The sequence below is a fragment of the Pedobacter cryoconitis genome, assembly GCF_003259615.1.
GTDB classification, from domain to species: domain Bacteria; phylum Bacteroidota; class Bacteroidia; order Sphingobacteriales; family Sphingobacteriaceae; genus Pedobacter; species Pedobacter cryoconitis.
The window spans coordinates 1-15,350 of record NZ_QLLR01000007.1; the positions used below are offsets into that span (position 1 = coordinate 1).

At 39.9% G+C, this 15,350-nt stretch carries 14 protein-coding genes and 1 rRNA gene; 6 read left to right on the forward strand and 9 right to left on the reverse strand.

Annotated elements, in window-relative coordinates; all coding sequences use genetic code 11:
• The first annotated feature begins 30 nt into the window (after positions 1 to 30).
• Together rrf and LY11_RS09625 are read left to right on the forward strand one after the other, a co-directional pair.
• Positions 31 to 142 (forward strand): 5S ribosomal RNA (rrf, locus tag LY11_RS09620).
• 335 nt (positions 143 to 477) lie between these two features.
• Positions 478 to 951, forward strand: a complete 474-nt coding sequence (locus tag LY11_RS09625) for a GtrA family protein (RefSeq protein ID WP_111633510.1) — start codon at positions 478 to 480, stop codon at positions 949 to 951.
• A 240-nt stretch (positions 952 to 1,191) separates the two neighbouring features.
• Here the strand turns inward: LY11_RS09625 and LY11_RS09630 are convergent, their stop codons facing one another.
• The 6 genes from LY11_RS09630 to LY11_RS09655 all read right to left on the reverse strand — a co-directional run bounded on the left by LY11_RS09630 (position 1,192) and on the right by LY11_RS09655 (position 6,682).
• Positions 1,192 to 1,974, reverse strand: a complete 783-nt coding sequence (locus tag LY11_RS09630; protein WP_111633511.1) for a polysaccharide deacetylase family protein — start codon at positions 1,972 to 1,974, stop codon at positions 1,192 to 1,194.
• Entirely contained in the window at positions 1,955 to 2,926 is a 972-nt protein-coding gene (locus LY11_RS09635; RefSeq protein WP_111633512.1) for a glycosyltransferase family 2 protein, read from the reverse strand. The genes LY11_RS09630 and LY11_RS09635 overlap by 20 nt, the downstream gene beginning before the upstream one ends.
• Entirely contained in the window at positions 2,923 to 4,104 is a 1,182-nt protein-coding gene (locus LY11_RS09640) for a glycosyltransferase family 87 protein (RefSeq protein ID WP_111633627.1), read from the reverse strand. Before LY11_RS09640 ends, LY11_RS09635 begins: the two co-directional genes overlap by 4 nt.
• Positions 4,105 to 4,349: 245 nt before the next feature.
• Positions 4,350 to 4,943, reverse strand: coding sequence for a helix-turn-helix domain-containing protein (locus LY11_RS09645; protein WP_111633513.1), 594 nt, complete (start codon positions 4,941 to 4,943; stop codon positions 4,350 to 4,352).
• Positions 4,944 to 5,016: 73 nt separating this feature from the next.
• A complete protein-coding gene (locus LY11_RS09650; protein WP_111633514.1) occupies positions 5,017 to 5,697 on the reverse strand; it encodes an HAD hydrolase-like protein in 681 nt (226 codons plus the stop codon).
• A gap of 88 nt (positions 5,698 to 5,785) precedes the next feature.
• Positions 5,786 to 6,682 (reverse strand): alkaline phosphatase, encoded by an 897-nt coding sequence (locus LY11_RS09655; RefSeq protein WP_111633515.1) that lies wholly within the window; start codon positions 6,680 to 6,682, stop codon positions 5,786 to 5,788.
• Positions 6,683 to 6,846: 164 nt separating this feature from the next.
• Between LY11_RS09655 and LY11_RS09660 the strand changes: the two genes are divergently transcribed.
• Positions 6,847 to 7,929, forward strand: a complete 1,083-nt coding sequence (locus LY11_RS09660) for a calcium:proton antiporter (RefSeq protein WP_111633516.1) — start codon at positions 6,847 to 6,849, stop codon at positions 7,927 to 7,929.
• 123 nt (positions 7,930 to 8,052) lie between these two features.
• On the opposite strand, the gene LY11_RS09665 is transcribed toward LY11_RS09660, so the two are convergent.
• Genes LY11_RS09665 through LY11_RS09675 form a run of 3 tightly spaced genes read right to left on the reverse strand, consistent with a single transcriptional unit; the run spans position 8,053 to position 10,218 of the window.
• The gene (locus LY11_RS09665) at positions 8,053 to 8,997 is read right to left on the reverse strand and encodes an alpha/beta hydrolase (RefSeq protein WP_111633517.1); all 945 of its coding nucleotides are present in this window, start codon (positions 8,995 to 8,997) and stop codon (positions 8,053 to 8,055) included.
• An 11-nt stretch (positions 8,998 to 9,008) separates the two neighbouring features.
• Positions 9,009 to 9,650 carry a hypothetical protein gene (locus LY11_RS09670; RefSeq protein WP_111633518.1) on the reverse strand — a complete coding sequence of 214 codons (642 nt, stop codon included), beginning with the start codon at positions 9,648 to 9,650 and terminating at the stop codon, positions 9,009 to 9,011.
• 4 nt (positions 9,651 to 9,654) lie between these two features.
• Positions 9,655 to 10,218 (reverse strand): methylated-DNA--[protein]-cysteine S-methyltransferase, encoded by a 564-nt coding sequence (locus tag LY11_RS09675; RefSeq protein ID WP_111633519.1) that lies wholly within the window; start codon positions 10,216 to 10,218, stop codon positions 9,655 to 9,657.
• A 145-nt stretch (positions 10,219 to 10,363) separates the two neighbouring features.
• Here LY11_RS09675 and LY11_RS09680 point away from each other — a divergent pair, with 145 nt between their 5' ends.
• The 3 genes from LY11_RS09680 (at position 10,364) to LY11_RS09690 (ending at position 15,341) form a co-directional block, all read left to right on the forward strand.
• Entirely contained in the window at positions 10,364 to 10,948 is a 585-nt protein-coding gene (locus tag LY11_RS09680) for a sigma-70 family RNA polymerase sigma factor (protein ID WP_146610831.1), read from the forward strand.
• A gap of 43 nt (positions 10,949 to 10,991) precedes the next feature.
• Positions 10,992 to 12,017: a FecR family protein gene (locus tag LY11_RS09685; RefSeq protein ID WP_111633521.1), complete on the forward strand. Its 1,026-nt coding sequence runs from the start codon at positions 10,992 to 10,994 to the stop codon at positions 12,015 to 12,017.
• A gap of 96 nt (positions 12,018 to 12,113) precedes the next feature.
• Positions 12,114 to 15,341 (forward strand): TonB-dependent receptor, encoded by a 3,228-nt coding sequence (locus LY11_RS09690; protein ID WP_111633522.1) that lies wholly within the window; start codon positions 12,114 to 12,116, stop codon positions 15,339 to 15,341.
• The last annotated feature ends 9 nt before the right edge of the window (positions 15,342 to 15,350 follow it).

Below are 15,350 nucleotides of genomic sequence, written 5' to 3' on the forward strand. Positions count from 1 at the left end.
AAGCGAATAACAAAAGCTGGATAAAGACATTTAGGTGCCTATATCGGTGGTGTCCACCTCTTCCCATTCCGAACAGAGAAGTTAAGCCCACCAGAGCCGATGGTACTGCGGTAACACGTGGGAGAGTAGGTCGGTGCCAAATCTTAAAGAAAGCCTGTAGGAAACTACAGGCTTTTCTTGTTTACAGGCATTTTTATAAGACATTTCTGATTGATACCGCTTGTTTATAAACCTTTTCTTTTATGGGTATACCTTTTTGGTATGGGTACACCTTTTTGATGAGGCAGTATCATGATGATAAGGCAGCATCATTTAGTTTACAATCTTTTTGACAAAGCAGCATCCCTGCTCACAAATAAGTTATCTCCTTTTTTACTAAGACGGGAAATTATTAATCTGAGCTTGTAGTAGCGAGTGTGAAAAGAGTCTTATCTTTATCTGCTATTTATACTATTTGTATTACATAATTGATCAGCCTTGCTCAAGAATCCACTCATTAAGCTTATAGACTTCTTTTACTTTCCTTTTCTACAGTTTATACCGATAAAGACATTCAGATATGGGGTAACTGGCGGCAGCAATGCGCTGCTCAATCTGACGATATTCTTTTTGAGTTACAATTACGTATTAAAGGGAGAAGCGCTGAGAATCGGAAGTTATACAATCACCTCTTACATTGGAGCAGATCTGATGGCACTTTCTGTAAGCTTTCCGGTAGGCTTTTTATTAAATAAGTATTTAGTTTTCCAGCAGGATGGAAGAGGCGTTCAGCAGCTGGGCTTATACGCATTCGTTACTGCAAGTTCATTGTTGATGAATTACGGTTTACTGCATCTGCTGGTTGGATATTTTGGCTTGTGGGCTACGCCTTCACAAGCCTTCATTATTGTACTGATGTCTGCGTTCAGTTACTTCTTTCAATCTTACGTAACCTTCCGGGAGCGACCATAATCTTAATTACAGCCTTTGCAGGCATAAAGAAGCTGAACTGAGATAAGAACCTGAACTGACATAAGAATCTGAGCAGGCATAGGCACCCGAGCGGATCTAAGAATTTGAGCAGATCTAACACTTAAGCAGATCTAACAACTTAAGCAAACCTAACAACTTGAGCAGGCATAGGAAAACTATCAGGATTTCTCAAGAAATAATTTTCTAACGTTATGCTAAAGGTATACGTTATAATATGTGCTACGCTAAAGATATATTCTTCGTGAATTGTGAGATCGTCCCTGAAGGATAACCTTGCTTATTCAGCCATCCCATAAACTGATCCATTCTGGTAATCATATCCTGACCAGAATTTTTACTCACATAACCCGGGAAACCAAAGCGCTCTTTATCGGTCAGGTCTGTAAATTCCCATGGATGGAAATAGATATTAATATAATTGTCTTTCTGATAAGTCCTTTTGACCAGATGCTCGTAAAACCAAAGTGGCAGGTTATGAAATGATAACCAAAAAAGTGGAAAACGTGAAATGGGGCTTACTGATGCCGGTAATTGTAAAACTCCGCTCTGGTAAAAGTATGTTCTGGATATATGCCGGTTATTATACCTTCCGGGCAGCCATGTCGGATTAATGGAGCTATTGTATAGATAACCTGCTTTTTGTATTTCCTGCTCGTCTACGGGCATCATTCTGGCCATTCTGTAGCCTGTTACTGCTACCCCTGATAATTCTTCCAGCGCTAACCTGGACTCCAGTAAATGCTCTTTTTTGAAATCTGAGTGATAAACGCCATGGGATGCCAGCTCATGGCCTTCATCAAGAATACGCTTAATAATTGCAGTCGCATTTTTTGCAAAGGTAACCGTACTGAAAAAAGTCGCTTTAAGCTTGTTTTTGGCCAGCAGGTCCAATATGGTCAGGGTTCCTTCAGAAGAGATCCTGATTTGTTCTGCAAAGGCGATACTTTTGCCATATTCAAAAGGCATATCAAATTCTTCAATATCAAAGCTGAGCAATATCATAATTTGTATTTGTGCTTGTAGGTGCCGGAACGAAATTTGTAGATTTAATGATGTAGTTAGGGCGGTTTTTTGTCTGCATAAACATCTTCCCGATATAGATTCCTATAATCCCCATAATGATAAGCTGTAATCCTCCGAAAAAGACAATAGTCATAATGGTGGATGCCCAGCCATCTACTTCTATGCCCATGTAAACCGAGTAGAACACATAAGGAATATATAAGACGGATAACATCGAAAAAGCAAATCCAAGATAAACTGCCGTATAAAGAGGTTTGATACTAAACGAGGTTACACCCTGCAATGCAAAACGCATCATTTTCCTAAGGTTATATTTACTGGTACCTGCGTGTCTTTTATGCGGGACATAATCGATCGCTACCTGTTTATAGCCCATCCACTGGACAAGTCCACGGATAAAAGGTTCGTTTTCTTCAAAGTTTCTGAATACATCTATAACCTTTTTGTCCATCAGCCTGAAGTCTGCAGTACCTTCTTCAATCTGGATACTTGATAAGACATTGATCAATCTATAGAAAAGGGATGATGATTTCCTTTTTCCATAAGGAAGACTTTTATCTTCTGATCTTCGGGTATAAACTATATCGTTACCTTCTTCCCATTTTTCAAGCATCTGGATAATCAGTTCTGGTGGGTGCTGAAGATCGGCATCAAGGGAAATTACACAATCACCCTTTGCCTGGTCTAACCCTGCTTTTAAAGCCAGCTGATGTCCAAAGTTGCGGGAAAACTCTATGTAGAATAATTTAGTATTGATACTTGCCATCGTTTTAAGGATGTTCAGGGTATGATCAGTACTGCCATCATCGATAATTATAAATTCGGCATCATAGGCCGTATTTTTGAAAATACCTTCCAGCCTGTCGATAATGACGATTAAGTTCTCAGCTTCATTAAAAGCAGGGATCACTACAGATACGGTTCTTTTCATGCGATGATGGTGGTTTTTAAAGCAAATTGTTTAAAGATCATTTGATAAGTCATATAGAACCATATGAGTACACATGGAAGAGCTTTTAACGAATAACGGATAATATAATTGTCTCTGAAAGACCTGGTATATAAATCGGATGACCCTAAAGTCGTAAGCAATATCGCAAATATAAAGAGCACAATTACGATTGGCTGTATAGGTTTTTCCTGCAAAACAAACCAGATTGCTACCCCGGTAAATGCAATGATATAAGTCGGTGATTCAGAAGAATTGCTAAAGATAACGGTAAAGATCAGTGTTGATGCCAGGTACATCAGCCTGAATGCCTGGGATTGATATTGTTTAATCCGTAAATAGGGAAGACAGAAAAGGATCACCCCGGTTATCAGGAATGGTAAGTTGGAAAGATCAGGATTTCCTGTGACCCTTCTGACTATTCCCATCAGAGATATATCCTGCCAAGAAACCAGTGTGGCATTTTCAAGTTGTTTAGCACTTAAAGAAAGATACCATTCTTTATATTGTAATAAGATATATTCATGACCGTAAAAGAGCATTGGCAATCCAAAGAATACGATGGCCCAAAAGATACAATAGGCAATGAATTTTGGTTTTTGCTTAACGAAAAAGAAGAAGGCCAACCCGACAATACCGTATAATTTGATGAATGTACCGAGCAAAATGAGACATGCTGCCCAGAAGTTCTGCTTTTTATCAATTAGGGTATAACTTAAAACAATGATTGCTGTAATTGATGGATTAATCTGACAGGCAAATAGTGCCGTAAGCAACTCATGAGCAATAATCCAGTATACAGCATTTACCTTCGCCTCTTTAAGTGGGAGCGTCTTAATTGCATAATATAAGAACAGGCTGTTTGCGAGCTCCCAGAAAAACATCCCCAGAAATTCGGGCAATTGAGCAAAAGGCGCAATGATCAGAGAGAACAACGGCCCGTAATGATTCATATCTCCATATTCAGGATACCTGCCAAATAGAGATACATGTTCATTGGCGTGAAAATAAGTATAAATGAAGATCAGATAGTTATTATGGGAGGTGCCTGAATGATATTGTCTGTAAGAGGTAATTGCAGGCAGCAGAATAAAAATACTGAGAATAAATAACCGGTTATTAACAAGCTTAGTTAAATTAGTAACCAAGCTTGATTTCATTTGTGTAGTAAGTGGCATTAATTCTATTGTATGATGAGATTTGCAATGGTAAAGTTACAAAAGTAATCTTGCAAAAGAAGAGCCCCTGATCGAAGTGCAAAAGACATCCTGGAAATATTGCCTGTTTTAGACAATCTGCCATCTTCCTGCCTGTCTATTGGCCTCAGTATATATGCTTTACTGCGAAAAAACACAGCAAAGCATATATCTTGCGAATAAAGAATTTGAACAGTTGTCAGCTCCTTTTATTTTGTAGTGCTGTTTCCGTTTTGCTCAAAGAAGTAAATAATCAGCATGATCGCTTTCTGATCAGAAGTGTTTTTAGGGGTATGTGGTAAACGTCCGTCGAATAACATGGAGTCACCATCAGAAAGACTATAAGTCTGGTCTTCAAAAGTATAATCTACTTTTCCTGATAAAATATACTTGTATTCGAACGCTTCGGTTACCACCATAGGCCTGGTTGCATTGGGTTCAAGTTCAAGCAGGACAATGTCAACTGTTGAGTTTTTGAAGGTCTTTGTAAAAATACGCTGATACAGAAATCCAAGCGCCTGTTCTTTTTCGAATGACTCATATTCACTTTTTCTCTTAATGATGACAGGGCTAAGCTGGCTGTTAGCCGATATATCCTTGAAAAACTGATTCAAATCAACTTCTAAAGCACTTATAATATCTATCAGTACCATTAAAGAAGGCACGGTGCGGTTATTCTCTATTTGTGAAATCAGGCCTTTACTTACCCCTGCAAGATCAGCAAGTTCTTGTACAGTGGTATTCCGCTCTCTTCTGATTTCTTTTATCCTGGTACTTATCTTAAGTATAATGTTCTCTTCCATAAAAGGGCAATTGCTCAAACTTAAGAAATTCGGCAGAGTTTAGTAGTTAATTATAGTTAAAACTGTTTGTATGTTATGCTTTGATAATGGCAATCAGTTCTGAAATATCATCAATGATATGTGTGGGGCCATGTGGTTCAAGTTCCTCCCTGGTAAAAGCTCCGGTAGTAATCCCAATTACATACTTACAGCCAGCATTGATCCCTTCATTAATATCAACTTCTGTATCTCCGATTTTTACCACCTCATCTGTTGGAAGTATATTCAGATCCATTTTCATTTTCTGAATCATATCCGGATAGGGACGGCCATTTTTTACATCGTCACTGGCAACCATAATGTCTATTTGATTTTCCCAGTTCAGCCGGCTGATAATCAATTCTGCAATGTTTCTTGAAAATCCTGTATCCAGGCCAATTTTAATATCCATGCTTCTAAGCTGTTCAAAGGTGCTTTCAACATTTGGGAGCGGCTTGATTTCAGGAGAATTGGTATAAAAATCCAGCATTATATTTACAAAATCAGTATGGATCTGAATGATGGAAGCTGCATTGATTTTTTGACTATCAGTTTCATATTTATTCAGCATCATTTCAATGGCAAGTGGCTTTTCATAACCCATTAGCGGGTTTACATCATTCAGTTCTACCTGGTATCCCTGCTTTTTCATGGCCTGTTGAAAGGATAGGGCTACGTGATTTTCATCATGCACGGTTGTACCAGCCATATCAAACACTACTAATTTTATTGACATTACTTCTAATTTGTTGTTTACAATTATAGGTATATTGTTTAATATATGTAAACATTTTTGTGTTATATAATTGTTAAGTTTTCAATGATTAACGTTTATTGAAGGCTTCAGTAACTGGTTTCCCGCGCCAGCTTTGTGGTTCTTTTAAGCCCAATAACCAGGCGATAGTAGAAGCGGTATCATAGGTAATGATCACATCCTTAATTTCATGTCCTTTTAATACACCTGTACCGCTGGCAATCCAGGGAATCTGTACTTCATCGAGTGACTTACCACCATGACCTTTTCCTGTACCGCCATGGTCGGCAGATAAAATAATAACAGTTTCATTAGCAATACCTGCTTTTTGTACGGCATCAACTATTTTTCCTATCCTTTTATCCAGGTTCTCCAGTTCGGCATAGTAAGCGGGGGTACGGTGACCTATTTTGTGTCCTGTATTGTCAGGTTCTGAAAAATGTATAAAAGTTAATAAAGGTTTCTCTTTGATAATAAGTGCAGCAGCGGTATCTGCACAGAAATTATCATTATCACCATTTGGCCCTGGAACAACAAAAGTTATTGCGTCTTTTTCAATTAATGGGCCTATACCTTGCCAGCTATAAATAACAGCAGTTTTTGCTTTAGGTTTCTGCATTTTAATTAAGCTGAAGATTCCGGGGAATAAGCCGTATGGTGATTTGACAACGGAAGGGATCTCAGGAACAGCACTTCCCCATTCCGTATAACCATGTTCGGTTGGTCCGGCTCCCATGAGCATGGAGGCCCAGTTTACTGCACTTGAAGAAGGTAATACGGTGCGGGCTTTTAAAGACCAGGCCCCTGTATTCATGAGTTGTTTCAAGTTTGGCATTTTCGCATCAGGAATGGCATAAGCTCCGAATCCGTCGCAGCCAATCAGAATAATGTGTTTAATGTTTTTCGGTTGTGCTTTAAGTTGAAAACTGAAGCACAGGATAGTGAGTGAGATTATAAGTTTTTTCATTGCTATAGTTTTGATTTACATTTAAGTATAGCAAAACTAAACTTAGTTTATAAATATTAGTGTTAACTTTTGTTAAGTATATGTAAACAATTGGCAGTTTAATTTTTTAGCATCATAATTGCTTAATCTTACTTTTCACTATTACCTAATCAACAAGAATCTTTATGAAACAAAAATTACCACTGCCATTATGGACAATAGTAACACCTGTGTTAGCCTGGCTGGCTTACTTCGGGATTTCTCTGGATCTTGGTCTTCTTTATACCTTTTTTCTTGCAGCTGTATTAATTGGTGGAGTACTTGCTGCTGTTCACCATGCTGAAGTTGTAGCGCACCGGGTCGGTGAACCATTTGGTACTTTATTGCTCGCTTTGGCGATTACAATTATAGAAGTTGCATTAATTGTTTCTTTGATGCTGACCGGCGGGCCCGATGTGGCTGAACTCGCCAGGGATACAGTACTTGCAGCAGTTATGATTATTTTAACTGGAATAGTTGGGCTAAGCTTGCTTGTAGGCGGTGCTAAATTCAAAGAGCAAGTATTTAGTTTACCAGGCGTAAGTGCGGCACTGGTAACACTTACAGCTATCATGGTACTTACTTTAATTCTTCCAAATTATACCACAAGTAAAGCCGGGCCACAATATACCCAGGTTCAGTTAATATTTGTAGCTGTAATCTGCCTGGTGTTGTACGGATCTTTCGTGTTGGTTCAGGCGGTTAGACACCGTGATTATTTTCTGCCTCCTGAAGCCGATGGAAATGAAGATGCGCATGCTGAACCGCCAACAAAAAAAGTAGCTTTGATGAGTGCATTTTTATTGGTGCTGTGTTTAGGTATTGTTGTATTACTGGCTAAAGCTTTAGCTCCGGATATTGAAAATACTGTCATAAATATGGGCGCGCCAAAATCTTTGGTTGGTGTAATTATCGCCGCGGTTGTATTGTTACCTGAAGGACTTGCTGCTTATCGCGCTGCTAAAAAGAATCGTTTACAAACCAGTCTTAATCTTGCTTTGGGCTCTGCGCTTGCAAGTATCGGTTTAACTATTCCTGCGGTTGCAATTGTATCTATTGTAACAGGGATGAGTATTACTTTAGGAATTGATATGAAGGCAACGGTATTGTTGCTGCTTGCCCAGTTTACCATTATGCTTTCACTGGCTACCGGCCGGACAAATATATTACAGGGTATCGTACTGCTGGTTATTTTTGCAGTATACCTTTTCACTATTATAGCTCCATAATTTGGATAAGCTCAGGTTCCATTCAGGAGCCTGAGCTTTTTCTTTAAAGCCTGTTGTTTATTATTGTAAAATAAAAATGTTCGGTCGTAAACAATCAAATCCACTGTTTAGCAGGCTGCCTCATTAAAATCCTTTAGCTTTTAACCAGTTTTGAAAAAGATCAGGCCATGCTGAAACAGGAGAATCTTTTTTACCCATTCCCCAGCCATGACCGCCTGTTGGAAAGATGTGCATTTCAGCGGGTACACCAGCTTTTTTCAGGGCAGCATTCATTAAGTAAGAATTGTTAACAGGAGATATAGGATCATCAATGGCTTGTGCCAGAAAAGTTGCGGACATGCTGCTGCTTACTTGCAATTCTACTGAATAGGCTTCTTCTTGTTTTGTTGTTGGGTCTTCTCCAAGAATACTCTTTTTAGCGTGTGTTTTATTGTAGGGTGGCAGCATCGTAAGTACAGGATAAATAAGCCCTGCAAAATCAGGTTTAGCAGATAAAGCATCTATAGCGTCAATGGCTTTATAGTGTTTTTTATCAGGCTGTGCTGCTGTCATACCCGCGAGGTGCCCGCCTGCGGAAAAGCCCAGTATACCAATTTTGTCCGGATTTATTCTGTATTGAGCAGCGAGGCTTCTAATCAACCTCATTGCGCGTTGTGCGTCTTGAAAGGGTACATGTGTTGTCTTCCAGTTTTCTTGTGGTAATCTGTAGACCAGTTCAAAGGCTGTTATACTCTGTGATTGAAGCCAGCTGGCTACTGGTGTACTTTCTTTGCCCAGTTCAATATGTGCATAACCGCCGCCGCTGATCACAAGGATTGCGGTCCCATTAGGCTTAGCTGGCTGATGAACAATTAACCGCGGGTTTGATACATTGGTTACAGAACCCTTATCTGTCATTTTTTCGGCACCTTGCGGACCAGGGCCATCAGGAATAGCATTTCCCCAAAGAGAGATTTGTTTTAAATCAGGTTGTACCTGGAAAATAGTACTGCTGGAGGAGTGCTTGCGTTGTGCGGATACAGTAATCCCTGCGATCAGAAATCCTGCAATCAATGCTATTTTTCTCATTTTACTTGGTATTAGATGGTGTCTATTTTTGCAAAATCTGGTGTAAAGGCAAGGAGATCAGTAAATAATAACCTGTGGTTTCTGACCTGGTAATTCCAGTTGATGAATTGCAGGTAATGTCCTTTGTTGTCAATGGAAGAGCCCTGTTTGTAAAGCAGCTGCTTATAGTTTTTATGCTTCAGCCATTCAAAAATTTCGGTGAAAGTTTTGCCGTCGTCTTCTCTGATAAATTTCGCCAGTTCTTTAACCAGGTGAATGGTATCGTCTGATAAAGAAAAGCTTAATCCGTAGCGGCTTTCAAATTTTGGCATTACATATTTATCAAGATCGGTTATATATTTTGGATTAGACTTGATTTGTTCCGCTATGTTTGCTTGTTCTTCTGCTGTTAAAGCTTTTAAGTAATAGCCTGAGCAATAATCGGCACCGATTTGCTTCTTGAATTTTGAATTGAAAAGACGTTTTAATTCAACAAGGGGTTCTTCCTGCAAGCTTCCAATCTGACTTTCTTTAATTGACCCTGTTTCCCAATCTCCCATCACAAAAAAATGATATTCTTCGTATTCAACAGGGATGAACTTTTCGATTCTATGGATTCCTTTGCCATATGATTTTACCCACTGGCCGATTTTAAAGTCTTTGTAAGTCTGCATCTTGTTAAAATAAGGTATCTGCTGGTTTTTCAGAATTATTTCTCTCAAATTTAAGTAGCCATTTTTTCTTCTCTACGCCGGCGGCATATCCGGTCATGCTGCCATCACTGCCAATTACGCGATGACAAGGGATAATAATAGCCAACCGGTTCCTGCCGTTTGTGGAGGCAATTGCGCGAATAGCTTTTGGATTATTCATTTTATCGGCTTGCTGTTTATAGGAACAGGTTTGCCCGTATGGGATTTCCTGCAGCGTTTGCCAGACTGTTTGTGCAAATTCATTGCCGGGTGTGTGCAGGGGAACTGAAAAGACCTTCCGCTTGCCCTCAAAATATTCGGCCAGTTCATTTTCCAATTGAACTAAATGAGGATTTTGTCCGGGTTGCATCACCGCGTTCAGCAGTTTTTGCAGGTCAATGATCTCTTTTTCTAATCTGATCCGGTTAATGAATTCCAGCAGGCAAACACCTTGTTCGGTAGCCCCTGCCAGCATCGGGCCTAATGGAGTGGAAATTTCCGTTGTGGTGATGATACTGGTTTGGTTTGATAATTCTTGTTGTGTTTTCATAAGATAAACATCAGACCCGAAATTACGGAATGTATTGCTCAATAAGAACCCATTTCTTGCTCAAACAAACAATTTGGTAACACCGGGTAAACATCAGTTTTATTTGGAGGGGGTAATTTTAGTCCCAAAATCAATTCAAAGAAATATGCAGAGGTTTACTTGTGATACAGAGGCGATCAATGCTTTAACCAGGAGCGATATGTGCGGGCTTGAATATTTTTATAACCTCTATTTCCAAGGTGTAAAGTCTTTTTTAACCCCTTATTGCAGATTAACTGCGGATGCCGATGAAATTACACAAGACACGTTTTTGAAGCTCTGGGAAATGCGTAAGCGGATCAATCCAGACCAAAGCCTTAAAAACCTGCTTTTTACCATAGCCAAGAATAAAGCGCTTGATGAAATCCGAAAGTTTAAAAGCCATGAAGCTAAATTGAATTTTCTGGAATTGAGTAAAGACAGATCGTTCAGCACTTTTGATGAAATCATCTTTGCAGACTACGAAAGAGTACTCGGATCTGTATTAGATCATTTACCAAGCCGGAACCTTGAAGTGTTTAATCTCAGCAGAAAGCAACATTTAAGTAACAAGGATATTTCTTTACAGCTGAATATCTCTGTAAAAGCAGTAGAAAAACATATCAGTAAAACGCTTTCCCATTTGCGCATCTTCTTGAAAAATCACCAGATTTCCTGCTTTATTTTTTTTACAACATTTTTTAATCTGTAGGGTAGGGTCGGGGTACGGTCTGTTCGTATAGACTGTATATCCCATGAAAGAGCAAGAATTTAACAAAGAATTTTTAAGGCGGTTTACTGACAATAAATTGTCGGGACCAGAATATGAGACACTGATGCAATGGCTTTCTTCCCTAAGCCCGCAGCAACAGCAGTCTTTTTTGAACGAACACATTCAAAGTTTATCGCCTGTAGCTTTGAAAACGTCTTCGCAAGATTTTGAGCAGCTCAGGAATAAAATCGAACAACGGGACACTTCCAAAAAAACAGTCAGATTATGGCTCACAAGAGTTGCCGCCGTATTGATCCCTTTTGCAATTTATACGGGGGTTGTCAACTGGCAAAACAAGGAGCAGCCGGTTGTAAATATAGCAAGCAGGATGCCAGCGGTAAGCAGAAGACCAGTCAGGATGTTACGGGTAATTAATTCGGGTGTTTACGCAAAAACTATCCTTCTTGAAGATTCCAGTAAGGTTACACTCTCTGCAGGTGCAGTGCTGTCTTACCCGGAAAAATTTGCAACGGGGAAAAGGGAGTTGAGCCTGATCGGTAAAGCCTTTTTTGATGTAAAACATGAAACTGCCAGGTCATTTGTAGTGCGTTCGGGCGACGTAAAAACAACTGTACTGGGCACTTCCTTCTGGATAAATGCTTCAGCTGGCACCAGAAAAACAACGGTAAAAGTGAAAACAGGAAAAGTCGGTGTACAACGGCTAACTGAACCAGCAATATTTCTGCTGCCGGGTGAATCGGCGCTGTATAATCAAATATCCGGACGCTTAAGTAAAATCAGACCTGAAAGACATAAGCTGCACCCATTGAAAACAGCTCAGCCTGCAACAGCACTTTCCTTTAATGAAACCTCAATTAAAAGCGTAATCAGTGAACTTGAAAAACAATACCAGGTTAAGATCGTACTCGAAACAGGTATTGACCCGGCGCTGAAACTGAGTTTAAATACCAGGGGAAAATCGATAACAGCGGTTATGGAAGAAATTAAAAATCAAGCACCTGTAATTTACGAGATCAGAGATTCCAGTATTCACATCAAACTTCAATAAATCTAATCCATAAAAAACCCCAGGAGTGGTGGAACACTTCTGGGGATTACCATCAAGAAAGGTCTGAATGGCCAAAATGTTTAAAAAACTAAAAATATGAAAAAAACAATTACATTTTTCAATTTCGGATTACGAATACGTACATCCCTGTTCATTTTTTGCCTGGCATTTTCTTGCCATTTGGTTTCGCACGCGCAGGGCTCTACATCCTCCGGTATCAGGGGATATGTGTATGACAATGCAGACCACCTGCTGCCAGGGGCAAGCATTAGTGTAACTTATGTGCCTTCGAATATGAAGTTTGAAGCTAAGGCTAATGAAAAAGGCGCATTTGTATTACAGAATCTTCCCGTAGGTGGCCCCTACACGATAGAGATCACCCACATTGGTACTCATAAATATACAGAGCAAAATGTACTGCTTGCTTTAGGTCAGGTATACTCACTAAAGGTTTTTCTTGCTTCGGAAAATACAGACCTGAATACGGTAGAAATTAAAACCTCCAGAACAGGCTCTTCAAGAAACCTGGCCAAAACAGGTGCTTCCAATAACATCAGCCGCACCGATATGGAAAGGTTCCCTTCGTTAAACAGATCTTTAGCAGACTTTACCCGTTTTACACCTCAATCTTCTGGTTTATCTTTCGGTGGCAGAAATAACCGTTATAACAATATTCAGATAGACGGCTCTCAGAATAATGATATTATGGGTTATGGTGTAGGTGGCGGTACAACCACTGGTGCGCCGGGTGGACAGGCAGGTACTCAGCCCATCAGTTTAGATGCGATAGATGAAATACAGGTTGTTTTAGCGCCGTTTGATGTGAAGCAAGGCAGTTTTACAGGTGCAGGAATTAATGCGGTAACCAAACGTGGCAGCAATACTTTCAGCGGATCTTTTTATACTTATGGCAAGAATGAAAATCTGGTAGGAAAAAGTCCTGATGCCAGCAGAACAAAGTTTAATAAGTTTAGCGACTCGCAGTATGGTTTTCGTTTGGGCGGGCCAATTATCAAAGACAAACTTTTCTTTTTTACCAATGCAGAAATCAGCAGAAGAAATGAGCCGTTGCTTTATAAAGCGAACAGAGGAACCGGGGCAACTGATGAATCACTGATTCCGGCTGCAACGGCACAACAAATATCAGATTATCTGAAGAGTGCTTATAATTATGATCCGGGCAAGTTTGATGACATTAGCAAACAGACGAATAGTGAAAAGATATTTGCCCGCCTGGATTACATTATCAATGCTAAAAACAGGCTGACTTTAAGGCATAATTATGTACATGGAAAGCGTGATGATATTGGAAACGGGATCAACGCACTCCGGTTTGAAAACAATAAATATATCCAGACCAGCACGACCAACATTACTGTTGCAGAGCTAAATACTTATTTCTCCAACGAAATCGTGAACAATCTGATCGTAGGTTATTCTAATGTAAGGGATAACAGGGAGATCCCGGGAAGTCCTTTTCCACAGATTTTGATTCAGCTGGGGGCTGCAGGTAGTATCACCGCAGGTACAGAGGGGTATTCTCCATCGGCTAAGCAAACACAAAACTTGTTTCAGTTAACAGATAACCTGGACATTATCCACAATAATCACCATTTCACCTTTGGAACGCAAAACGAATTTTTCCGTTTTAACAATCTTTTTATCCAGAATATCTGGGGAAATTATACTTACAGCAGCCTCTCTTCTTTTTTAACCAATCAAGCGCCATCTGTTTATCAGCTCACCTATTCAAAGATTCCTGATGTGGCAATTCCAACATCTGTATTCAGAGCGATGCAGCTGGGCTTTTATGCACAAGATGAATTCACTGTTAAAGAGGGCTTAAAGGTGACCGGAGGATTAAGAGTTGATGTTCCTGTATTTTTGGATAAGCCTTTACAAAATACCGCTTTTGCTGAATCCTTTGCAGCTATGGGTTTACAAACGGATAGCAAGCCTAAATCGCAGCTGCTATATTCTCCAAGAATTGGGTTTAATTGGGATATTACTAATGATGGGCAAACTATTTTGAGGGGAGGGAGCGGGATTTTTACAGGCAGACTTCCTTATGTCTGGCTGGGTAATGCCTACAACAATTCGGGTGTTGATTTAGGCCGCATCAATGCTACTGGAACTGCTACAGCGCCTATTCGTTTTTCGGGAGATGTGAATAATCAACCGAAAACACCAACGGTAGCCACTTCAGAAATTGACGTGACGGACAAAAACTTTAAAATGCCACAGGTTTGGCGTTCCAATCTTGCGATTGACCAAAAACTTCCTTTAGGTTTTGTAGCCACATTGGAGGGGATTTATGGAAAAGAATTGAATGCCCCGTATATTAAGGATTTAAACCTGGTAAATCCGACAGCAAAACTGGATGGTGATGGCCGCGATTTGTATCCTTCAGGAAACAGCAGGTTAAGGTTCCCGCAATACACCAATGTATTTCTGCTGACCAATACCAATAAAGGGTATCAGTATAGTTTGACAGCACAGCTACAACGAAATGTAGCCAACGGTATATCGGGATCGATTGCCTATACTTATGCGCACTCGAAAGATATATCGAGCATGAACTCCACTATTGCTTCCACAAACTTCCGCAACAATACCATTGTCAACAATCCGAATAATCCGGGCTTAACATTTTCTGACTGGAACCTGGATCACCGGATTATAGGTACTGTTTCTTACCGGATAGCCTATTTAAAGGGTATGGCAACTACCATTGGTTTGGTTTACAACGGTCAGTCCGGGCTTCCTTATACTTACCGCTTAAATGCGGACATCAATAATGATGGGCAAACACAAAATGACGCGATGTACATACCGAAGTCTGCTAACGACATCGTGTTATTGCCGGCAAATGCGCAGGATACGCGTACTCCTGCCCAGATTTATGAGCAGTTAAATGCCTTTATAGAACAAGATCCTTATTTAAGGAAGCACAGGGGAGAATATGCGGAAAGAAATGGAGCGAGAACTCCCTGGTCGCATATTTTTGACATGCACCTTGCCCAGGATTTTTTTATTACTACAGGAAAAACCAAGCATAGTTTACAAGTTACTCTTGATATTTTTAACGTAGGAAACCTGATCAATAAAAATTGGGGACTGGTCAAACTACCTTCTATTACAACGGCACAGTTACCAGCTACCTTAAGCGGGGCAATCTTAACCTTCAGAGGCTTTGAAAATCCTGCAACAGCTGATGGAAGATCAAGGGCTACTTATAGTTATAGTCCGGTGAGCAGTTCTTTTGTAAATGCTCCTTTTGAATCAAGATGGAGAGGCCAGGTTGGCGTGAGATATAGTTTTTAAAAATTAACA